A 21,172-nucleotide genomic window follows, 5' to 3' on the forward strand; every position below is an offset into this window, starting at 1 on the left:
TCTTATTGATGTTCGTAGATGATGTGGGGTTTTGCATAAGTTTGTCACTGTAGCGTTTCCACGCTCCTGATAAACTCCCATGTCATCTACGTTTTTACTTCGGTAACTTGAACTCGGGGGCTTCGTTGAGCTCGCTGTGGGTTTCGAGGTTCTTGAGCTTCACTTTGAGCTCGAAGAGGTCGGTGCGGCGGTCGAGGCGCGGGGTGACGGAGCCGCTGGCGCGGGAGCGGTAGAGGTCTTCGGTGTCGATGTCGGTGACGAGTAAGGTCTCGACGTTGGAATCGGCGATGGCTTGGATGCCGTCGCGGGCGAACTCGAAGTCCGAGGGGGTGAAGACGGCTGCTTGGCCGTAATGGATGTCCATGGCTGGCACGCTGGGCAGATTACCGATGATGCCGGCGGTCGCTACGAAGATCTGGTTTTCTATGGCGCGGGCCTGGGCACAGTAGCGCACGCGCAGTTGGCCGTGGCGGTCGTCGGTGCAGTAGGGCACGAAGAGGATTTCTACGCCTTGGTCGGCTAGGTAGCGGCTGGCTTCGGGAAACTCGACATCGTAGCAAATTTGCACGGCGATCTTAGCCTTGGGTGTGGGGAGCACGATGAGTTCGTGTCCGCCGGAAATGCCCCAGTAGCGTTTTTCGGCGGGCGTGATGTGCAGTTTCGGCTGGGCGATATAGCGCCCATCTGGATCGAAGATCAGGCACTCGTTTTGTAATTTGTCTTGGTGGCGGATTGGGTGGCTGCCGCCGATGATGTAGACTCCGTACTTGCGGGCCATGCGCGACATTAAGTCGACAAAGGGCTCGGTGAACTCGTCGGCGAGTTTTTGAATGCCGTCGATTGCTGGCAGTGGCTCGATCACGGAGAGTAGTTGCACCGAGAAAAATTCAGGAAAGAGCACAAAGTCGGCGCGATAGTCGGCCGCGGTTTCGACGAAATACTCTACTTGATTGGCAAAGTCCTCGAAGGTGTCGATTTTTCGGACTTTGTATTGCACGCAGGCGATCCGCACCTTGGAGGAGGGCTCTGCGGGTGAGTAGTTCGGGTTTAGCCACTCGATCAGGCTCGCATAGTTACGGCTCATTGGATCGGTGATGTAGTTGCGTAAGATGCCCCGCACGGTGAAGCCTTCACGCAGTTGAAAACTCAGGACACGGTCGCGGATCTCACCGTCGATGACTTTTTGCACATAGGCCTCTGGGGAGAGCTCACCGGGCGCTTCGTCGTAGCTGGACAGGCGACCGCCGGCGAGAATGCGTTGTAGGTTGAGGCTTTTGCACAGGCGGCGGCGTGCTTCGTAGAGAGCCGCACCGATGCCGCGCCCCTGGTAGTCGGGGTCGACGTAGACATCGGCTCCGTAGAGCGTGTCGCCACTGCTGTCGTGGTTGTGAAAATAGCCGCCGTCGGTGATGCCGGCGTAGGTATGGGCGCGATAGGGATCGCGGCCGATGTTGACGATCAGCGAGGCGGTGGCTCCGACGATGACGCCGTCGATCAGGGCTGCCAATTGTCCCTGAGGAAAGAGGCGCAGGTGGTTTTGTAGCTGGCGCTCGCTCCAAACGACGTTTTCTTCCGCCATGAGCGGAAACGCCTTTTTGTTCATCTCGATTAAGTGAGGGATGTCCTCATGTTCGATTTGACGAATGTAGATCGATCCCTTGGAGGTTTCGAAGGTAAATGCTTGCATAGGGTGTTAAAGATCAGGCCATTTACACAACAGGTCAAATGGTGTGCTGGAATTGATCGAGTCGTTGCCAAATTGCAATGCAAATTGTAGGGGCGCGACTTGTCACGCCCGCCGATCCATCGCAGCTATCACAACGCGGGCGTCACAAGTGGCAATGCCTACGTTTACTGCTTCGCTTCCCAGTCTTTGCGCTTTTGATCGGAGAAGCCTGGGATGCGGCCTTCGTCGAAATCGATCATGTCCATCACGCTGTCGACTTTGCCGATCATTTCCGGAGTGCCCATATTGGTGAGGGACTCTGCGAGAAACTCGCGGCCGGCTTCAGTTTGGCCCTTGTGCACGACTTCGCGGTTCCATTTCACGACTTGCAAGTCTTCGGGGAAGAGCTGATCGAGCAGTTCATCCAGCAGGTCTTCGTCGTCGCCGGCTTGCAGCACGGCCTCGAGCACATCTTTCGGGTCGATGCCGAGGTGCATGCAGAGAAAGCGATCAAAGCCGCGGCAGAAATTTTTCTGATAGGATTTGGGCAGTTCGCCTGCCAAGTGCTTGCGGCATTTTGCAATGAAGCGCGGCAAGTGCAGCAGGCCACAGGGATGGGGCTCGTAAGGAGAGGGCAGGTCGAAGCAAATTTCGCCCGTAGGGCCGAGGTCGGTGTCTGTCATTTTAAGTCGAGGTGAGCAGTGAGTTAGCTGTCGTTGGAGGTCTCTACTATGGAATAGCGAGACTTAAAGGATAGGGTGCGGTCGTCGGTGGTGATATCCAGCAGCACGCGCTGATTTTTGCTGGGGATGATTTCGCAGATAATCAAGTTGGGAGTGGTGCCTTCTTTGTAGCTGATTGCTTGCCCGCGTAGAGTGCCGCCATGGGCCCCAAGCTCGTCCATGCTGAACTCGAGTGGCAGCACGATTTTACCTTTGTCGTTTTTCGACTGCATGAGCGGCACCTGAATGGTGTATTCGCCGACCAGATTACCGTCTTCCGGCTTTAGATCGCTTACGGATAGCTTGACCGATGCGATACTGACGCGGGTTTTGGTATCTTCGATACGAAAGACCGAGCCATTCCAAGATTCCTGTTCAGTGATTTGGGTAGGTGAGATTGCTTCCTCTGCGGCGAGGGGAATTAGAGTAATGGAGGCCATGATCGTGCTGATCAGGCAGGAATAGCGACGTAACATAGCTGCCTACATCGTGGCAGTTTGGCGAATTGTCAAATCTATCGCGCTGTGATCAACGCTTTAGAAAAGCGGGAAATGGTGGCGTGTTCGCAAATACTGGAAGTCCTTTTACGAACACGCCACGGTGGTTCTACTTTAAAACGCCTTCGACCAGCCCAGTGTGAGGGTCGAGTCGGTCTCGAGTTGGTAGCCGTTCAGGTCTTGCCAGAGCGGTAGGCGCAGATCGAGTGAGAGGCGATGCCCGGCAAAGCGACCGCTGGGCTTGAGTAGGTTGATGCCCAGTAGGACGTCGATACGCTCGCCACCGCTATTTTCATTGAAGGCGGTGGGGACGGAACGTCCATTGGGCCCCATTAGATTTACATCCTTTTGGTCGCCTTTAAGTTTACCTGTATATCCGTAGCTGAGGCCGCCATTCAAGCCAAGCCAGTCGGTGAGATTGTAGCCTGCCCAGCTCAGTAGCTCGAATTTGTGCCCGAGTCGGTAGTCGTTGGAATTGTCATCCTGAAGACGAATCGTGCCATTTGCCTGAGCGCCCCATGACCAGTTTGTAAATTGTTGCACGTAGGTCAGTGAGGGGAGTAGGTCGAAAGTGCCCGAGCCGAGTTGCATGGAGGCTGGCATTTGCTGGCTGACTGCTCCTCCCATGGCGGGCAGTGTATCTTTTTCATCGATGGATCCTGTCGGTAGGCTGAGCCCCAGGCCGAAGTGGGCCTTTTGGTTGTCCTGCAAATAGAATCTGTAGAGTGCGCTCAGCTTTAGATCGCCTAGGCCACTGGATTGAGTGGTAAACTTGGTTTCGCCGCCGTTGATCATGGTGGCCGCCATTTGTGAGACAATGCTGTGCTCCATTTCGGTTTCGATGTAGTTGGCCATCAGCATTAGGGTGAGCTTTTCGGTCGGCGCATACATCGCGCCGAGCATGTGCATGTCCATCGTCATCCATTCCGGACTTACGGTGTAGCCGCCGTCGGCCGCAAACACATCGCTGGAAGAGACGCGCTCCGTGCCATTGCGCATGCCGTCCATTTGCATGTTCATGTAACGGTAGGAGAGCATCCAGCCGCCTTTACTGTGAGTATGGTCGCCCATGACAGAGATCGGGGCGTGGTCATCGGGGCGGGCGATGTGTTGATGTTCCTCAGTGCTGCAGCAGCTAAAGATCGGTGCGGCTGGTGCGGCGTGCGCGGTTGTGGCCGCAGTGAGTGTGAGAGCGAGTGTGATGAATTGGGTAGAAGTTTTCATTTTGTATGTGTTTTGTAATGTTTGAGCAGCGCCTGTTTTGAATCGACTACAGGGCCTGCTTGATGATTGCCGCGGTCAGAAAGGGCGGCATTCCGTCCATTGGCAGGCAACGACAGAGCGTTGTCTCCCCATGGATGGACAATTAACTTGAGAATGCTAGTGTGTCTTTAAGCCACGCGCGGTGGGGGCGTGGGCACCCTTTGCTGGGCATTCTCGGGTTTACATACAATCGCTGCCTTGGGCGCATAGGCCTGTGTGGGCACGATCACTTTAATGGCTCGACTGAGGCCGAGCATCAGTTTGATGTCTTTACTATCGCTGCGTTGAGCCGTGTCGCTATTGGATTCCGTCTCTTCCACCGCGTCGATCACACGGCAAAGGTCGCAGGGGCGCTCATCGCCGAAAGTTTCTACGATGGCTTGCTCCAAGGAGCTTTGCTGTGAGTAGCTCGCTAGCATCCAGCCCCAGGCACCCAGCTGCAGCAAAGCCAGCGGTCCGGTAAGTAACCAGCCGCTGAGTAGGAGCAAGAGGATTTTGAAGCAGTGCCTGAGCATTTTGGTAGATCGGGCACAGAAAGAATGTTAACGCTGCGTCGAGAGCAAGTGGATTTTTTGGCCTTTAATACCCCAGCGCGAGGCCTTCGCGGCGTGGGTCAGCTGCGCCCTCTAGCCAGCCGTTTGGATTCACGCGGATGGCTTGCACGGAGCCTGCAGCTTGGGCGTCTACCATTTTGAAACCACGTTCTTTGAGTTCTTGGCGTAATGTTGTATCGCGATAGAGCGGCGATTCCATTTCAGGGCGACCATTGCGGCCGATCACGCGAGGCGCATTGATGGCGGCTTGTAGGTCGAAATCGAATACCAACGTGTTGAGCAGTGCGTTGAAGACCACTCCGATGATACGGCTGCCTCCGGGGGAGCCGATTACCAGATAAGGCTGTCCGTCTTTGAGTATAATAGTGGGGCTCATGCTGGAGCGTGGACGCTTGCCGCCGAGTGTGTCGGCCGCCGCGCCTAAGGCAGTGCGGCGGGGCAGCAAGCCAGGTGTGGGGCGATTGGCGGCGAGTTCGCCTGCCTTGTCGTGTTGTGTCGAATTGAAATCGGTTAACTCATTATTCAGTAAAAATCCGCGTCCTGGCACGGCGACGCCGGAGCCGAAGTGTTGCTCGAGGGTGGAAGTGATGGAGATCACATTACGATCACGATCGACGATTGAGAAGTGAGTGGTGGATTGGCTCTCGTGTTGCAGCTGCTGTGCTTGGGGCGGCGCAACGGCACCAGTAGGCTTGCCATATTTGATCGGGGTGGGGATGGCTTGGGTGGATTGAATCAGTGCAACGCGCTCGCTGGCGTACGCAGGATCGAGTAGTCCATCCACTGGCACATCTACGAAATCCGCATCCGCCATGTAATGATTACGATCGGCGAAGGCCAGGTTTTGAATATTGAGCAAGAGGCTGAAGGTATCGGCATCGCCCCATCGTAAGTTTTCGAGGCCATGGGCTTGCACCAGGTTTAGCATCAGGCCGAGAGTGGCACCACCGCTGGATGGCATGGGCATGCCATAGACCGAGTATTGATCGAAGCTCACTGCGACAGGGCTGCGGTCGAGCGGCTGGTAACGTGCCAGGTCTTCCATCGTGAGTACGCCCGCTTGGACTGGGTCTGTTTGCACGGCGCGCACGATGTCTTGGGCGATCGCTCCGTGGTAGAAGACATTGGCGCCTTCTTGCGCGATGAGTGTTAAGGTATCTGCCAGCTCCGGGTTTGTATGGAGGTCGCCGGCTTGCAGGGGGCTGCCATCCGGGCGGCTGAATAAACGTCGGCTCTCTGGGAAGAGCGAAATACGGTCCCAATGGTGTTTTAAGTTGGCGGCAAAAGTCTCGGGCACGCGAAAGCCATCACGCGCGATACGAATGGCAGGCTCGCAGATTTCGGCCAGGCTCATGCTGCCGTGTTCGTTTTGTAATTTAATAAAAGCCGCCAGCGTGCCGGGCACCCCGACTGCGTTGCCACCGGTGATACGGTCGCGGAAGGGCATTACTTTACCCGCATCATCTTTAAAGCGGCCCGCATGAAATGCCTTGGGCGATTCTTCCCGCCCATCCAGTGCGAATATTTCACCCGAGTTGGCATCATAGCCCATGGCAAAGAGTCCGCCACCGAGCCCACTGGCGTATGGCTCGGTGACACAGAGCACCATCTGCACCGCTGCAGCCGCATCGAAGGCATTGCCGCCCGCACGAAGTATTTCCAGTCCCGCAAAAGTCGCGTGATTGGAGGAGGAGGTCACCATTCCATTACGTGCGAAATAGGAAGCATCCGCTCCCGGACCGAATCGAACATCGACTTCCCTACGGACTTCGGGATCGGATTCATTGACAATTACCGTGTTGGCATTGGCATACGAACACAGGCCAATTACGATGATGGAGAATAGAGCGCGTGGTGTGTGGGAAATCATATCAATGTCAGCCTGTTGTTTCGGCTATCATGTTTCCGTGAATGTATTTCCATCCATACCAAATCTTGGCTATGCCTAGTATTCAGTGATGTGCCACGGGCAACGATAACGGATTGGATTATCTCAAGTGATTGCAGATACTATGGTTGTATAAAAGCGTGTAGACGTGTCTCCGCAGTGCGACCACCGGGGCCATTACCGTGGATGGTAATGGTGCCGCGGTAAAGCTGGGTATAGTCTAAAGGCTCAATAACGAGGACTTTAGCGATGCCTTCGTCGAGGTCTCCCGGTTCTTCGCTGACCTTTAGTTGGGAGCGATCAAAATCGATACCAGTAATTTCATCGATATAATGCTTGTCCAGAGTGATGCGAACACGTCGTTCGGATTTCGAGCTCGATGCGCTCCAGTAAACGATTTGAGGCTTTGCTTCAATTAATGTGGGGATTTGGACATTCATTAAGAGTGTCACTACAGGTTCTGGTTCGCTATCGAGGTAAACTTGTAGTCGATTGCGGTTGAGCCCTTGTCGCTTACCTTTGTTGAAGGTGGCAACGACCTCAGTTGATTCGCCTGGCTCAATGATTTTTTTATCCAGTATTGAGCCCGTGCAGCCACAGCTGGTTTTTATACGTGCGATACGCACGGTTTTTTCGCCCTCATTAGTAACCGTAAAAACCGCGCGGGCTTGTTCTTGGTCTGGCTCCATATCGATGTGAGCTTCTATCGCGTCCCATACTAGGGTTGAGGCGTTTATTATTGGGGCACAGCCAGCCAGTAGCAGTGAAATCAGTGTCAAACGTGTAAACATGGTCAGTAGAGATATTAAAAATGAATGTGAAATCAAGCAATGGTCATTACTTAGGTCATTGGATGAGAGGAGGAGGTGTGCCGACAGTCCCGTATCAGTACGCAAATACAAGCCGTGAGCAGGCCGATGTTTCTTAGGACGAGCCACAGGTAGTTCGGGGCGCTGTGGGCTTCGTTCACGCCAAAACAGCCACAGTTGATATCGAGTCCCCGTATCCAAGCACTAGCGTGTAGTCCAATGAAAGTAATGAGTAAGATGGTGATGATGATGGCACTGGCGCGACGAATTTGTGGAATTAGTAAGCCAAAGCCGGCAATTAATTCGAGCCATGGTAACCCTATTGCGATCCATGTCGCCAGATCGTAGCTCACCACTCGAAAGCCTTGGATTGAGTTGGTGAAGGCGACAGGATCTTGAATCTTGGGCAGAGCTGCCATTAGGAAGGCAGCGACTATCGCTAAGCGCGCCAGCAAGAGTAGGTAGGCCTTCGGATTTAGTTCTGCCATGCGTCCCACCCTCCTTTCAAACTATAAATTTCCGCTTCAGGTAGAGCTTTCCGCAGCCCTTCGGCAATTCGTTGACTGGTGCCACAACTTTCACTGCTACAGTAAACCACGATGGGACGTGGTTGCATGAGCCATGCATCCATCAGGCTGATAAGTCCAGTGTCCCACTCGCCCTCATCAAAGAAGAGTGCATTGGGGATGTGGTCGGTTTCGTACTCTGCGTATGTTCGGGCGTCCAGCCAAATCACATTCAAAGCCTGTGCGTCATCCAAGTAGATTTCTCCAGCAGCTAATTCTGGCTCGGCCCAAGGTCGCGGTGCAAGGCCGCCTACCAACGAGTAAATGGCGCCAATCAGTGTCAGCGTTCCTATGGTGAGAAATTCTTTGAAGAGTGAAGCCATTAAAAATAGGAGTTAAAGCTACACGCTGCACTCAAAGCTTCAATCTTCAAGGTGTATCTCTGTTGATTGTTAGACCATTTTCTTAGGATTGAGTGCGTTATCGACGGATTTGGCGCTCATTAATTTTTCTTCCAGCACAATTTCGCGTAGTGTGCGGCCTTCGGCGAAGGCACGTTTGGCGACATGAGAAGCTTTGTCGTAGCCAATGTGTGGATTGAGTGCGGTGACCAGCATGAGTGAATTTTCCAGATATTGAGCAATGGCTGGTTCGTTGACTTGGAGACCGGCGACACAGCGTTCGGTGAAAAGGATCGCGCTGTTGGCGAGCACTTGAATGGCCTCGTGTAGGGAGTAGGCGATTAGGGGGATGGTGGCATTTAGCTCGAAATGCCCTTCACGACCGCAGGCCACCACGGTTTGACACTGGCTATTCGCATAGAGGCAAGCCTGCACGAGCATCTCGCACATGACCGGGTTGACTTTACCGGGCATGATGGAGGATCCGGGCTGGGTGGCGGGTAGTTGTAGCTCTCCCAGTCCGCAGCGTGGCCCTGAGCCAAGCAGACGGATGTCGTTGGCGATCTTGGTCAGGCTGGCGCTGATGGCTTGTAACTGTCCTGCGACGTCCACGCAGTCGTCGCGTCCAGCTTGAGCCTCGAAGTGGTTCTTAGCTTCGATGAAATGCAGTTGCGTTTTCTCGTTGAGGATCGTGACGACCGCTTGAGCGAAGTCCGGGTGGCCATTGATGCCCGTGCCCACCGCGGTTCCGCCGATTGCGAGCTCTTTTAAAGTGACGATGGCGTGATCCGTTCGCGTGAGCGCCTTTTTGATTTGTCGCACATAGCCGGAAAATTCCTGTCCCAGCGTGATCGGGGTGGCATCCATTAGGTGAGTGCGTCCAATTTTCACCACCTTTTTGAAGGCGCGTGTTTTTTTATCCAGTGCCTTAGATAGTAATTGTAGTGCTGGTTTCAATTCCTGTTGCAGGGCGAGCGCTACGCTCAGGTGTAGAGCGGTAGGCATGGTGTCGTTGGAGGATTGGCCGAGGTTACAGTCATCGTTTGGATGCACCGGGATTTTGGAACCGATGGGCTGGCCAGCGAGCTGGCTGCAGCGGTTGGCGATCACCTCGTTGATATTCATATTGGTGGACGTGCCCGAACCAGTCTGAAATACATCTAAGGGGAAGTGTGCTCTGTGTTTGCCCTCGTAAATCTCAAGTGCCGCGATGCTGATAGCGTCAGCTTTTTCCTGATTGATGCGTTCAAGTGCGAGATTAGCCTGAGCACAGGCGTATTTCAACAAGCCGCAGCTACGGATAAAAAGTGCCGGCATGGGGTGCCCACTGACAGGGAAATTAACTACTGCCCGCTGAGTCGATGCCCCGTAGAGAGCGTTGTCGGGCACTTCCATTGTGCCCATGGAGTCTTTTTCTGTGCGCATGAATACATTGTAACGTACCTTTGGTAATAATCCAATGAGGAAGGCAGTTCGTGCTGTCGTCTTCGGGAGGGAGGATGACAATAATTACGCAGGGTATTTATTACGTTTATTACGAAGAGTTTTACCTTTCCACTTTGATGCCTTCCTACTTTGATTTGTTAATGGCAGTATTCACAAAAGAGATCCTTGTCACTGCGCTGGGTAAATCCACTACAGAGTTTACCGATCAGGTGGAGTCCGCCTTGCGACAGTCAGGCCTGAGCGAAGGAACGGTTACTGTGTTTTGCTGCCACACCAGCTGTAGTTTAGTGATCATGGAAAATGCGGATCCTTCTGCGCGGCGTGACTTAGAAGGGTTTATGGATCGCTTGGTACCAGAAAATGACCCACATTTTACGCACACATACGAGGGGCCTGACGATATGACTAGCCACATTAAGATGGCTTTGACTCGCACTACGGAAGTCATTCCATTTATAAATGGACGCCTTTGCCTTGGCACTTGGCAAGGTCTCTTTCTTTGGGAGCATCGAGAGCAAAGTCATCGAAGACGCATTGTCATTAGTTTTCAGGGGGAATAGCTCCGCTTGTGGTGGCGCTTGCTATCTTGATTGTATGAGGTTGGGAGGCTTTTTAAGGAGGCGTGTTATCGATGTATAACGCTTGAATGTAAAAAAGTTTGCTTTGTTTAACATTTTTTTTAATACGTTATGTGTCCTCTTTTACGTGCCCGTCAACAGGTATGCGCCTACCGAACGTCGTTAAATTCATTTGTTTTTGTGCCCTCCTCTTTCAGCACTTCTGTGTCTACTCGTTTGGAGAAGAGACGCGTATTCTGTTTTTAAGTTCGTATCATTCGGAATTCCCCACGGCTGCGCACCATTTAGAAGCGGTTACGGGGCTACTTAAGGTAGAAAATAGGCATTTAGAGGTGGTTTACATGGATACTAAGCGCAATACAGCTGCGGCGCGCTTTCCTCATGTTTATGAGCAAATTGAAGCTAATATTCAAGAGTCTGGTCGCTACGATCTAATCTTATCATCTGATGATAATGCGCTAGAGTTCTTATTGCGCTATAAGGATGAGCTCGCGAGGGAGGCACCTGTTATTTTTTTTGGGATTAACAATACTGAGCTCGCTCAGAGGGCGGTTCAAAGGAAGGAGTATTCGGGGCTCACCGAGCAAGCTTCCTTAATGGAGAATGTTGAGCTGGCTTTTAAGTTGTTTCCTAAACTGGGAACGCTTCATGTGATTGCAGATGCTAGTGCGAGTGGTCAGGCGGATCTGGAGGCTTTACAGCTTAATTTGCCTCCCGGTTTAGCGTCCAGAGTGGGCATCGAAGACTTGAGCCGAAGTACTTTTTCTAAAATGGCAGCTCGCATGCACGCATACCCCGAGGGGGACGCGATTCTCTTTTTGTCAGCCTATATTGATGGCGCTGGGGGAAATTTTGATTTTTTGGAGTCTGTTTTGTGGCTGAGGCAGCATACACAGATTCCTGTACTCCATCCATATGAGCATGGGATCGGGCAGGGTTTTCTTGGTGGTCGGGTGATCTCACATTATCGGATGGCACAGCGCGCGACCGAACTGGCAGAGGGGTATCTATCGGGGCGATCGTTACCTGAGAATCAAATAGTCGAGGCCGATTTTAATGTAGATTATTTCGACTACAAAGAAATGCAGCGTTATTCGATCCCTCCGAGTCATTTACCACATGGGGCCATCGTGCTAAATAAGCCACTTTCCTTTTTTACAAAGTATAAAGCGTATTGCATCGCTGCGTTTATTATAGCGGTGTTGCTTGCAACGTCTGGTCAGATCGTCGGACTTATGTATTTGCGCCAGCGTAGGTTGCTGCGTGAACTACGTGAAAGTGAAGGACAGACAGCAAGCCTTTTTGAGAACAGTTATACTCCGATACTTTTGATTGAGCCCGATGAAGGGCGAATATTAGATGCGAATCCGGCTGCCTTAGCGTATTATGGCTATTCAAAGAAGGCACTCACGCAGCTCAATCTTGCCGAAATAGACGGAGGTAGTTTTGCCAGCATGGATCGTGCGCTGGATCGTATTAGTAATGGTGAGTGTGAGAGTTATCAGTCGCAGCATCGACTACGCAATGGTGAGCAGCGACAGGTTGAAATGTTGTTCACGTGCATCGAACGCGAACAGCGGCCTGTGCTTTTCTCGATCGTGCGAGATACCACCACTCAACGTGATGTGGAAGAAACACTGGCAGCTGAGCAAATGCGGCTGTTGAATATACTATCGGGCACCAATGTCGGGACATGGGAATGGCATGTGCCAAGTGGTAAAATATGTTTGAATCAACGTTGGGTTGAGATCATTGGTTATACCTTAGATGAGCTCACTCCACTCACCGTTAAAACTTGGGAAAATTTGTGTCATCCCGATGATTTGCCGAGTATATTAAAGCGAGTTGATGATCATTTTTCAGGTAAGCTGGAGTATTACAGTTGTGAGTTTCGTATGCGGCATAAGGACGGCTCGTGGGTTTGGATTCTAGACCGTGGACAGGTGGGGACATGGGTGGAGCCGGGGCGACCAGAATGGATGTATGGGACTCAATTAGATATCACCGAATTAAAAGAATCTGAAGTTGCGCTGATTGAAGCTAAAGAAACCGCCGAAGCCGCTAGCCAAGCCAAGAATGTTTTCTTAGCCACAATGAGTCATGAATTACGTACGCCTTTAAATCCAATTATTGGTTTCACAGATTTACTTATTGGAGCCGATAATTTAACCGATGAGCAGCGGAGCTGGCTGCAGATTACTAAGTCTCGATCAAGGGATTTATTGTTATTGATCGAAGACATTTTGGATATTGCGCGCATTGAGGCCGGGCGCGTCGTCGTTGAAGAAAAGCCGACTTTGGTACAGGATATCATTGATGATATTTTCAGTATTTTTGGGCGTTCTTGTAGCGATAAAGGCTTAACTTTAAATTGTGAAGTCGCGGCTATATTGAATTCACCATGCTTGATCGATCCGGCTAGAACTCGTCAAATACTGTTAAATCTAGTTGGTAACGCGATTAAGTTCTCATTTTCTGGAGAGATCAATATTATCGCACAATTGGATCCGCCTAATACGCATGGGAATGCAAAGTCGGAGCTACATCTTATCGTCAGGGATCAAGGATCAGGGATTTCGCGTGAGAAGCAGGACTTAGTTTTTCAAGAATTTCAGCAGATCGACAGTTCCGATTCACGCGAGCATGAGGGATCGGGCTTGGGCTTGGCGATTTGTAAGCGTTTGGCAGAACTAATGGGAGGCCGTATTTGGATTGATGAGGACTACCAGCAAGGGGCGGAATTTCATGTTCGCTTTCCCACCTCACTTTCATTCAACGAGGACAGTCTGGTCGAAGATGATGTGGCGGTAAATCGGGAAGATGCTGAAGTTAAGCGCGACCGAGTGCAAAGGCCAGCTAAGCATGTTTTACTTGTAGAAGATGATCAGAGTAATGCAAAGCTGGTCATGGTTTGTTTAGAGAGGAAGCAGCTGCAGGTTACCTATGTCAAAAACGGGCAAGCGGCTATCGAGTCATGTGCCGCGCATCGATTTGACATCATATTAATGGATTTGAAAATGCCAGGTATGAGTGGTTTTGAGGCGATCCGTATATTACGTGATAGTGGCAACCAGACGCCTATCGTCGTGCTTACTGCGCTCGCCTTGGATAGTGTGCGAGAAAAGCTTAACGGCGTAGATTTTAGTGGAGTTTTATATAAGCCCGTGAAAATAGCGGTCTTAGAGGAAATGATTGACCGTATACTGGAAGAGTCGGCACTCGCTTAGTGGTATTTATTCGCCTGCAAGACTGTAGGAGGTGATCTCGGCGATTTCGTTGTTCTCGATGGTATAGATATCGCAGTAGTGCATGCCAGTGTCGTGGTCGGCGCCTTCGACGATAACGTGGTTTTTGGCTTTGATCACGCGGCCATTTTCGAAATTTGGTTCGCCTTGTGCGGCTGCGTCTGCGCACATCTCTTTAACGGCAGCGTTACCGTCGATGGTGCGGTCGCCTACGATGTGCCATTCGATGTCTTCGGCGAGAAAAGGAAGGGCGGCTTCGGGCTTGCCCTTTGAAAATGCCTCACAGGCTGCGATGATTTTTGCGTTCATGGTATTTGTATAGTTAGAGAAGGGGCGTCACTGCGTGTGAGACGGCTGCTATGTCTTTATTTGACGCACTGCGTAGATGTCAATTATGGCTTGCGTGCTGATTTCGAGTGTGCGGTAGGCGGCAATCGGTTGATGCAAAAAGAGGCGACGCTGTGCGCGTCGCCTCTTTGTTTGAATGGATGAACTTTTGTCGTGGCTTTAGATCGAGTCCAAGGCTACGGCGACGCCATGAAGGATGGCAGAGATGCGTACGGCATCGTGCACATTGTCTTCGTTCATACCGTCCTTTTTGACGGCGGCTTCGTGTGCTTTGAGGCACATTTCACAGCCAGCCAGCGCGGCCGGACCGATGGAGAACAGCTCGAAGTTTACCTTGCTACTGGCGACTTGCTGCATGCGCATCATGCGTAGATTGGCCGGACGTTTGTTGTATTCGTCCGAATTCATCAGGTGGCGGAAACGATAGTAGATCGTATTCATGCCCATGATTGATGCGGCGGCACGGGCGTCCTCAAGTGTGGCTTCGCTGATGCCGGCAGCTTTGGCATCGGCTAATACCGCAGCAGTCAGCTCCGGGTGGCGGATGTAGTAAGCGGCCGCCAGTGCGGTGCCCCAGGTTTGCTCGGTATCGAGGGACTCCCCCTCAAGCACGCGCTTCAAGTTGATGCGTAAGTCCTTGGCCTCTGCAGGCAAGGAGGCGAGTAATTCGGTGATTTGTTCCATCGCTAGTTATAGAATAGGAGGGACTCAGACCTTGATTGTTGCGTCGCCTTTGTTCCAGTTGCAGGGGCAAAGCTCGTCAGATTGGATCGCGTCGAGGATACGGATGATTTCCTTGACGTTACGGCCAACGCTCAGGTTGTTGGCAGCCGCGTATTGTACCACACCGTGTGGATCGACGATGAAAGTCGCGCGCAGGCAGACGTTTTCTTCTTGATCCAAGATGCCGAGTTCGCGAGCGAGCTTAGGTGCTGCGATCAGCGGTAGTTTTAGGTCGCGCAGATCTTCATGGTCGTTGCGCCATGCCAAGTGACAGAACTCATTATCAGCGCTGCCGCCGATCACGACTGTGTCGCGGTCTTCGAACTCAGGTACGTTCTTGCTGAACTCGACGATCTCGGTTGGGCACACGAATGTGAAGTCCTTTGGATAGAAGAAAAAGACCTTCCACTTGCCTTCGTAGCTCTCATTGCTGAGGTCGATGAGGTCATCGTTGGTGAGGCCGTTGCAAGCCTTGACTTTGAATTGAGGGAATTGTTCGCCTACTGTGATCATGATATGTTTTTAATTTTCGATTTGATTTAAGAAAGCGCGCAGGGTGCCAAAGCGGCTCGCTGAGTCAAGCCGAGCACAGAAATTTTCTAAAAAATGGGCGCATGCGAACTTTTCGGCTGCCGTGTGTGGGCTATGAGCATGATGTATATGGAGTGGCTGTTATTTGAAGACTGGTCGCTTTGTTGTATGATTATAAGCTGGAGGGATATGCAGGGGATGTTCTATCTATAGGTATGTCCGCTCACGCTGCAAATACTCGTTATCTGATTCGTATTCAACTGGAGCAGGTGGTTCGTCCACCGATTTGGCGTGAGTTGGTGGTGCCGGCGAATATTAGCTTGAGCTGGCTGCATGAGGTGATCCAGGAGTCTATGGGCTGGACTGATTCCCATTTACACCAGTATGAGCAAGGTCGTATTTACTACATACCCAGCGACTACGAAGATCCGCTGCCTGGTGCGCGGGACGAAGCGAAGGTGGCGCTCTCTGAGGTGCTTAAAAAGGAGAAGGACTGGTTCCGCTACAGCTACGATTTTGGTGATGGCTGGGATCATCGCATCACGCTCAAGGAGATTTTGAAGTATGATGAGGGGGATTGTTTACGCTGCGTCAAGGCCAAGGGGGGCGACGTGCTTGAGGATTGTGGCGGGCCTCACGGATTAATGGAAATGCGAAAGATTAAGCAAGCGATTGAATCCGGGGCTGCCAGTGCAGATTGGGAGGCGTATGAGAATTATAAGCTGGAAGAGCTGGATTTTGAGAATGCGGATCTGAAGTTTATTAATCGTGAGTTAGGCGATATTTTCAGTGAAGCGGCTGAGCGCGGTGGTTTGCACCCTGTCGCTGCGGAGGAAACGCACGGTGGGGGCCCATTTCTTGAATTGGAGGAAGGTCATGACCTTGAGGACGAGGATGATGGATTTGAGGAATTCATGTCGGCGCTGGCGGGTGGAAAGATCGACCTGGATGATGACGATAGCGATGAGTTCTTCGATGAAGACGAGGCGGAATCGGAGACTTTTCCTGAACCCTATACGGAGTTACCGAAGGGTGACTTGTCGGAGTTTTCCAAAACCTTGAAGCTGGCAGAAACCGTGCGTGCTGTGGAGCCGTGGAAGCAACTGTGGGATCGTGATATCTTTGCGGTGGAAGATCCGGAGACACGGGAATTGGACGTGGTTTCGGTTTTGGGGCGAGGCGGGGAAGTTTATTCGATCCATGTGCATCGTGCGCCGACGGCGCTGGCATTTTGGAGGTCAGCTTTTTCGGCAGCTACGGCCTTGGACCCAGAGTCGGTGTTGAAAATGTCGAGCATGGTCGAGGTTGAGTTTTTAAACAAGGCAGGGATGGAAGCGCCCGATCTCAAGCTTTACAAATATACTCGGCAGCTGACGCCGCCGCGTGGGCGTCATCGTTGGATACGGTTTCGTAGTTACCGTCCGCGTTGTTTCCCATGGTTTTCGGAAGCTGCGGACATGGCTGTTTTGCGGCGAGGCATGCGACTAGCGCTGCGCTATGTCGAGTTGATGCAGCAGTCGAAGCATCCTGAGTCCTTTTTGTTGTCGCATTTAGTGCCCGGCACGATGCCTAAGAGCTTAAAAGTATTTCGCTTGGCAGCGGGCGCGGAGCCGGAGGGCAACGAGGGCTGGCAGTTGGAAGATGTGTCGGTCGATTGGGAGCGCTGCCATGCGGAGCAGGCGGTGTATCAGCCGAACGAATTTGAGTGTGCTCGCTTGGCCAAAATGCCGCAACAGGAAGACAGTTGGGAAGTGGGCACGCTTTGTATGCCGACTGGTGTGATGACGGCCTCGGGACCCGTCATGCCAGTGCTAGCGATGGCTTGTTCGATAGGTACTGGCAATGTGCCGCCGAAGCCTCAATTCACCGCGGATGTAGACATTTCGGAGGCTCAGACCTTGTGGGAGTGTTTGGTGGCGAATATTGATGCGCACGGTTATTGCCCGACTGAGATTCGAGTGGTGACGGATGAGGCCTATGAAATGTTGTCCCCATTTGCGAAGCTGGCAGGTGTGCGGCTGGCACAATTCGAGGAATTTGCAATGCTCGGGCAGCTATTTGAAATGCTCGCGATGATGCCTGGGCCAGATGAAATGTAGGGGCTTCACTTGTGAAGACCGCCGAAGCTCAGAGCCGAACCGATGCGGTCTTCACAAGTGAAGCCCCTACGTTTTTCCCTACGCTCTAGCTCTCCAACTGGTCCATGAAGTCGATGACTTTTGCGTCTTGTGCGGCTGCCATATTGCTGGTGTCGGCAGTTTTGCTTAGCAGGGAAGGGGAGACGTTCCATTGCGTGCCCTCTTCGGTGAGGACACTTACGGTCTTTTTATTGAATTTGATGACTGTGCCTTCGATTAAGTCGCCTTCCGAGGACCAGAACTCGACTTTGCAGCCGCGTTGAAAGCGAGTCATTTCCATCCTTGCTTGGACGGCTCTGCGCTGTTTGAGATGGTCAACGATTGCATGGTTGAGCGCACGTAATTCCTCGTCGCTCCATTTTTGAAGGGATTCTGGGAGTTCCATCATAGATTGAGTTCTGACGAGTTGAGTGCTCAGACAAGCTGGAAGCTTGTCACTACGCTTATTTCGCGAGCTTCAATAGTTCCTCCACGGGCGGCACGTCTTTGATGATTTGGCTGGGCTCGGGGCCGACGCCGATGTAGCGCAGGTTAGGGATCTTGTCGTTGTGCTGATCCCCGTGGTTGGCGACTTCAACTAAGGCTTTTAATAGCCATGCCACGTAGACCTTGGCGGCTTCGGGCAGATCGGCAAAGCTGCGCACGCCGGAGATGTCTTCGCTCCAGCCGGGCACTGTTTTGAATACCGGCTTGAGGCGGCGGTGGACTTTAATGTCGCGTGGCACGTGGTGCACGATGCTGCCATCTTCGTCTTGATAAGCGGTGCAGATTTGTAGATCGCCTTGCCAGTCGCCATTATGCGAGAGGGCGTCGAGCTTATTCAGCACGAGGTCTTGATAGCCGCCGTAGCGAAGAGCGTCGCCCTTTTCCACGGCGTCGTACCAGCCGACCATGCGTTGGCGTCCGGTGGTGGCGCCAAACTCGATCTTGCGCAGCAGGGTGCTGAGCGGGTGGTCGAGGTCGATCTCGGAGATGAATACGTGGGTGCCGACTTTGGTGTCGTAGGCCTTGCAGCAGCCGACGTTGTGAATCGGTTGCGCGGGAATGCCTGCAGATTGGAAGAACTCTGGCGTAAAGGTGTGCGAGGCAGTGACGTTGGGGGCGAAGCCGTGACGCTTATCCAGCCAGTAGGCTTGGCCAAATTCACCGATGATGTAGTTGCCCTTGTCTTGCTCGCGCAGCACCAGCTCGCGCACATCGCAGACTTGAGGAGCGAGCACCTGGCCGGCGGCCCAGTAGTCTTCGATCAGTTTTTCGGCATTGAGTGTGAAGGGGGCTTCGCCGGCGAATTGGCTGAAGTCGAACTCGCTGGCGTCGAACTTGCCTGCTTGGATGACTTCGTCGTTGGCGCGGGTTTCCGCTCCAGTGAGAGTTTCAAAGAAAGTAGGCCAGCGTTCCGGGGCGACTTGGCAGACGTGCTCAATCACGCGTAGGGCGCGGTCGATGCGGCCCTGCATTTTAGTGACAAAGGCCTCTTTGCTGCCGAGGAAGTCGGCGTAGAAAATTTGAAATTGTCCCACTTCGTCGAGGTAGGCAGGCGTGATGCCGCGACCGGTCGAGCCGCGTGGATCGCCCTTTTGCACGTGCACGCGGTAGTCTTCCCAGGCGAGGTCGAGCAGACGGTGGCAGAGGTCGGAGACCAAGCAGCGCTCGTCGATCGCGAGGCGTTTGACTGCGATATGGCCGTGCAGCTCTGCATAGGCCGACTCCCAGAGGAACTTGCGTGGATCGGCGACTACGCCCGCGCCGATTGGCAGATAGGGAACCTTCGGGTCCGCTACGCCGCCTGGCAGTAGGTTCAGCTTGAGTCCCGCGACGGTGTGTCCAGAGTTGGAGCCGCCGTTGACCTTCATGACGGCCGCTACCGCGTCTTCGCGACCGGTGGTCTCGCGTAATTCGTTCACGATTTCGAGAATGACGCGACCCTTGCCTTCGTCGCCTGTGGAGATGCCGGTATCGGCAATCAGTTGGGAGGTAAATGGTGTGAGCATGTTTTAGTAAAAACTGAAAAACTTAAATTAGGAAAAGCTGAAGAACTATGTGGTGTCTGGTGCTGCTAGTCGCTGGTGTCAGACGGATCCGACTGATCTGTTTGATCGGGCTGATCTCTTATTTCGAAGAGTCGGCTGATGAGTCACTCGTTTTCACGGTGATCACATCGTGTGGAGCCGATTCCTTTTGGCCGGCTGGGCTGACGCGGATGTAGCGGGCTTTCTCGCGGAGCTGAGCCAGGTCGGCGGCGCCGAGGTAGCCCATGCCGGACTGGATGCCGCCCACCAGCTCGCGCAGCACGCCGCTGAGTGAGCCGACGGATTCTTTGAGCGCTTCAATGCCTTCGGCTGCGGCCTTGGTGGCGATGTCCTTGCGATCGTGCCCGTAGCGGCTGGCGGAGCCGTCTTTCATGGCGGCGCTGCTGCCCATGCCACGGTATTGTTTATATTGCTTGCCGTTGATTTCGATAATCTGGCCGGGGGCTTCGTTGCAGCCGGCCAGCAGGCTGCCGCACATGACGCCGTTGGCCAAGGTGAGGGCTTTGACCATATCGCCCGACTTGGTAATGCCGCCGTCGGCGAGGATCGCGACGCCCTTCTTACGGGCCGCGATGGAGGCGCAGTAGAGCGCGGTCATTTGCGGAATGCCGACACCAGCGACGATGCGGGTGGTGCAGATTGATCCCGGGCCTTGACCGATTTTTATGGTATTGGCACCCGCGTCGGCGAGGAATTCGACCCCCTCGGCGCTGGTGACGTTACCGGCGATCAAAGTCAGGTCGGCAAACTCACCGCGTAGCATGCGGATGGTGTCGCCGACGCCTTTAGAAAATCCATGTGCAGTGGATACTGCGATGGTGTCCACGCCCTCGTCCACCAATTTGCCTACGTGGTTGATGATGCGCTCACGGTCCAGTTCGCCATCGGGCTTGCGGTGGGCGGAGATGGCTGCGCCGCACATCAGACGGAAGTGGCTGTCACGGGCAGGTTTGACGGACTGCTGCGACTCGGCGTCGATGCGCTCGATGTCGGAGAGTGTGAACAGGCCGCGTAGGCGGTCTTCGTCGTCTACCACCAGTAGCTTGTGAATGCCGAGGTGGTCGGTGAAAAATTTGTCCGCGGTCTTGATCGGATCTTTAGTGATCTCTTTTTCGTTGAGCGTGTAGACCTGATCGCGTGGCGTCATCGCTTCCGAGACCAGGCGGTTGGCGTAGCGCGCTTTGACGACTCGCCCCGGTAGCAGGCCGAGTAATTTATTGTTGTCATCCACCACTGGGAAAGTGCTGAAACCATAGCCACGATCTGCGATGCGGTCCATGACCTCGCCGATTTTCTGGTTGGGCTCGACTTTGATCGGTTCCTGAATGAAGCCGTGAATATGATTTTTGACACGGGCGACCTCACGCACCTGCTTCTCGTCGGTCATATTATAGTGAATGAGCCCCAGGCCGCCATTGAGCGCCATTTTAATGGCCATCTTGGATTCGGTCACCGTGTCCATGTCCGAAGAAATGATCGGAATTTGCAGCTCGAGCGACTCTGAGAGACGGGTGCCCAAATTGGTTTGGCGAGGGAGCACGTCTGAGTAGAGCGTCGCCAGAGAAATGTCGTCGTAGGTCAGGCCGACCGGCAAGTTGTTCTGGAAGAACTGATCTGCAGATTGATAATAGTCTTCGATTCGAGGTGCTTTCATAGGCTGACTTCAGCAAAAGATTGTCTTTTCTCAAGTCGTAAATGATACTTTATGAGAGTGTAGGGGCTTCATTTATGAAGACCGCAGTGTTGTTGGCGGAGACTCGGCGGTCTTCATAAATGAAGCCCCTGCTATGTTAGTTTGTGTCAAGAACGTAGAAGCTGTTAGTTGGT

19 protein-coding genes are annotated in these 21,172 nt (G+C 53.0%); 3 read left to right on the forward strand and 16 right to left on the reverse strand.

The window, feature by feature from the left end:
• Positions 1-94: 94 nt before the first annotated feature.
• The 10 genes from QEH59_RS16995 to QEH59_RS17040 form a co-directional block, all read right to left on the reverse strand.
• Entirely contained in the window at positions 95-1,687 is a 1,593-nt protein-coding gene (locus QEH59_RS16995; protein WP_308986582.1) for a GNAT family N-acetyltransferase, read from the reverse strand.
• Positions 1,688-1,851: 164 nt separating this feature from the next.
• Positions 1,852-2,349 carry a DUF5069 domain-containing protein gene (locus QEH59_RS17000; protein WP_308951090.1) on the reverse strand — a complete coding sequence of 166 codons (498 nt, stop codon included), beginning with the start codon at positions 2,347-2,349 and terminating at the stop codon, positions 1,852-1,854.
• A 23-nt stretch (positions 2,350-2,372) separates the two neighbouring features.
• Positions 2,373-2,864, reverse strand: coding sequence for a hypothetical protein (locus QEH59_RS17005; protein WP_308986583.1), 492 nt, complete (start codon positions 2,862-2,864; stop codon positions 2,373-2,375).
• Between the two features lie 135 nt (positions 2,865-2,999).
• Complete coding sequence (locus QEH59_RS17010; RefSeq protein ID WP_308986584.1) at positions 3,000-4,109, reverse strand: transporter; 1,110 nt, start codon at positions 4,107-4,109, stop codon at positions 3,000-3,002.
• Positions 4,110-4,276: 167 nt separating this feature from the next.
• Entirely contained in the window at positions 4,277-4,663 is a 387-nt protein-coding gene (locus QEH59_RS17015; RefSeq protein WP_308986585.1) for a hypothetical protein, read from the reverse strand.
• A gap of 64 nt (positions 4,664-4,727) precedes the next feature.
• Positions 4,728-6,572 carry a gamma-glutamyltransferase gene (gene ggt, locus QEH59_RS17020; protein ID WP_308986586.1) on the reverse strand — a complete coding sequence of 615 codons (1,845 nt, stop codon included), beginning with the start codon at positions 6,570-6,572 and terminating at the stop codon, positions 4,728-4,730.
• Positions 6,573-6,712: 140 nt separating this feature from the next.
• Entirely contained in the window at positions 6,713-7,381 is a 669-nt protein-coding gene (locus QEH59_RS17025) for a DUF1573 domain-containing protein (RefSeq protein WP_308986587.1), read from the reverse strand.
• A 50-nt stretch (positions 7,382-7,431) separates the two neighbouring features.
• Positions 7,432-7,887 carry a MauE/DoxX family redox-associated membrane protein gene (locus tag QEH59_RS17030; RefSeq protein WP_308986588.1) on the reverse strand — a complete coding sequence of 152 codons (456 nt, stop codon included), beginning with the start codon at positions 7,885-7,887 and terminating at the stop codon, positions 7,432-7,434.
• Positions 7,875-8,288, reverse strand: coding sequence for a rhodanese-like domain-containing protein (locus QEH59_RS17035; RefSeq protein WP_308986589.1), 414 nt, complete (start codon positions 8,286-8,288; stop codon positions 7,875-7,877). The genes QEH59_RS17030 and QEH59_RS17035 overlap by 13 nt, the downstream gene beginning before the upstream one ends.
• Positions 8,289-8,357: 69 nt before the next feature.
• A complete protein-coding gene (locus tag QEH59_RS17040) occupies positions 8,358-9,731 on the reverse strand; it encodes a class II fumarate hydratase (RefSeq protein ID WP_308986590.1) in 1,374 nt (457 codons plus the stop codon).
• Between the two features lie 161 nt (positions 9,732-9,892).
• Between QEH59_RS17040 and QEH59_RS17045 the strand changes: the two genes are divergently transcribed.
• Positions 9,893-10,312 (forward strand): secondary thiamine-phosphate synthase enzyme YjbQ, encoded by a 420-nt coding sequence (locus tag QEH59_RS17045; RefSeq protein ID WP_308986591.1) that lies wholly within the window; start codon positions 9,893-9,895, stop codon positions 10,310-10,312.
• 359 nt (positions 10,313-10,671) lie between these two features.
• Positions 10,672-13,557 carry an ATP-binding protein gene (locus QEH59_RS17050; RefSeq protein WP_308986592.1) on the forward strand — a complete coding sequence of 962 codons (2,886 nt, stop codon included), beginning with the start codon at positions 10,672-10,674 and terminating at the stop codon, positions 13,555-13,557.
• A gap of 6 nt (positions 13,558-13,563) precedes the next feature.
• On the opposite strand, the gene QEH59_RS17055 is transcribed toward QEH59_RS17050, so the two are convergent.
• The 3 genes from QEH59_RS17055 to QEH59_RS17065 all read right to left on the reverse strand — a co-directional run bounded on the left by QEH59_RS17055 (position 13,564) and on the right by QEH59_RS17065 (position 15,159).
• The gene (locus tag QEH59_RS17055; RefSeq protein WP_308986593.1) at positions 13,564-13,884 is read right to left on the reverse strand and encodes a nuclear transport factor 2 family protein; all 321 of its coding nucleotides are present in this window, start codon (positions 13,882-13,884) and stop codon (positions 13,564-13,566) included.
• Between the two features lie 198 nt (positions 13,885-14,082).
• Positions 14,083-14,607 (reverse strand): carboxymuconolactone decarboxylase family protein, encoded by a 525-nt coding sequence (locus QEH59_RS17060; RefSeq protein ID WP_308986594.1) that lies wholly within the window; start codon positions 14,605-14,607, stop codon positions 14,083-14,085.
• A gap of 24 nt (positions 14,608-14,631) precedes the next feature.
• On the reverse strand, positions 14,632-15,159 hold the full coding sequence (locus QEH59_RS17065; protein WP_308986595.1) for a peroxiredoxin: 528 nt from the start codon (positions 15,157-15,159) through the stop codon (positions 14,632-14,634).
• Between the two features lie 233 nt (positions 15,160-15,392).
• Between QEH59_RS17065 and QEH59_RS17070 the strand changes: the two genes are divergently transcribed.
• The gene (locus tag QEH59_RS17070) at positions 15,393-17,276 is read left to right on the forward strand and encodes a plasmid pRiA4b ORF-3 family protein (protein WP_308986596.1); all 1,884 of its coding nucleotides are present in this window, start codon (positions 15,393-15,395) and stop codon (positions 17,274-17,276) included.
• Positions 17,277-17,361: 85 nt separating this feature from the next.
• On the opposite strand, the gene QEH59_RS17075 is transcribed toward QEH59_RS17070, so the two are convergent.
• From QEH59_RS17075 to guaB, 3 genes are all read right to left on the reverse strand, one after another.
• The gene (locus QEH59_RS17075; RefSeq protein WP_308986597.1) at positions 17,362-17,703 is read right to left on the reverse strand and encodes a hypothetical protein; all 342 of its coding nucleotides are present in this window, start codon (positions 17,701-17,703) and stop codon (positions 17,362-17,364) included.
• Positions 17,704-17,758: 55 nt separating this feature from the next.
• Positions 17,759-19,306 carry an adenylosuccinate synthetase gene (locus tag QEH59_RS17080; RefSeq protein WP_308986598.1) on the reverse strand — a complete coding sequence of 516 codons (1,548 nt, stop codon included), beginning with the start codon at positions 19,304-19,306 and terminating at the stop codon, positions 17,759-17,761.
• 118 nt (positions 19,307-19,424) lie between these two features.
• On the reverse strand, positions 19,425-20,999 hold the full coding sequence (gene guaB / locus QEH59_RS17085; RefSeq protein ID WP_308952326.1) for an IMP dehydrogenase: 1,575 nt from the start codon (positions 20,997-20,999) through the stop codon (positions 19,425-19,427).
• Positions 21,000-21,172 lie beyond the last annotated feature (173 nt).

The sequence above is a fragment of the Thalassobacterium sedimentorum genome, assembly GCF_031127905.1.
Lineage (GTDB): Bacteria > Verrucomicrobiota > Verrucomicrobiia > Opitutales > Coraliomargaritaceae > Thalassobacterium > Thalassobacterium sedimentorum.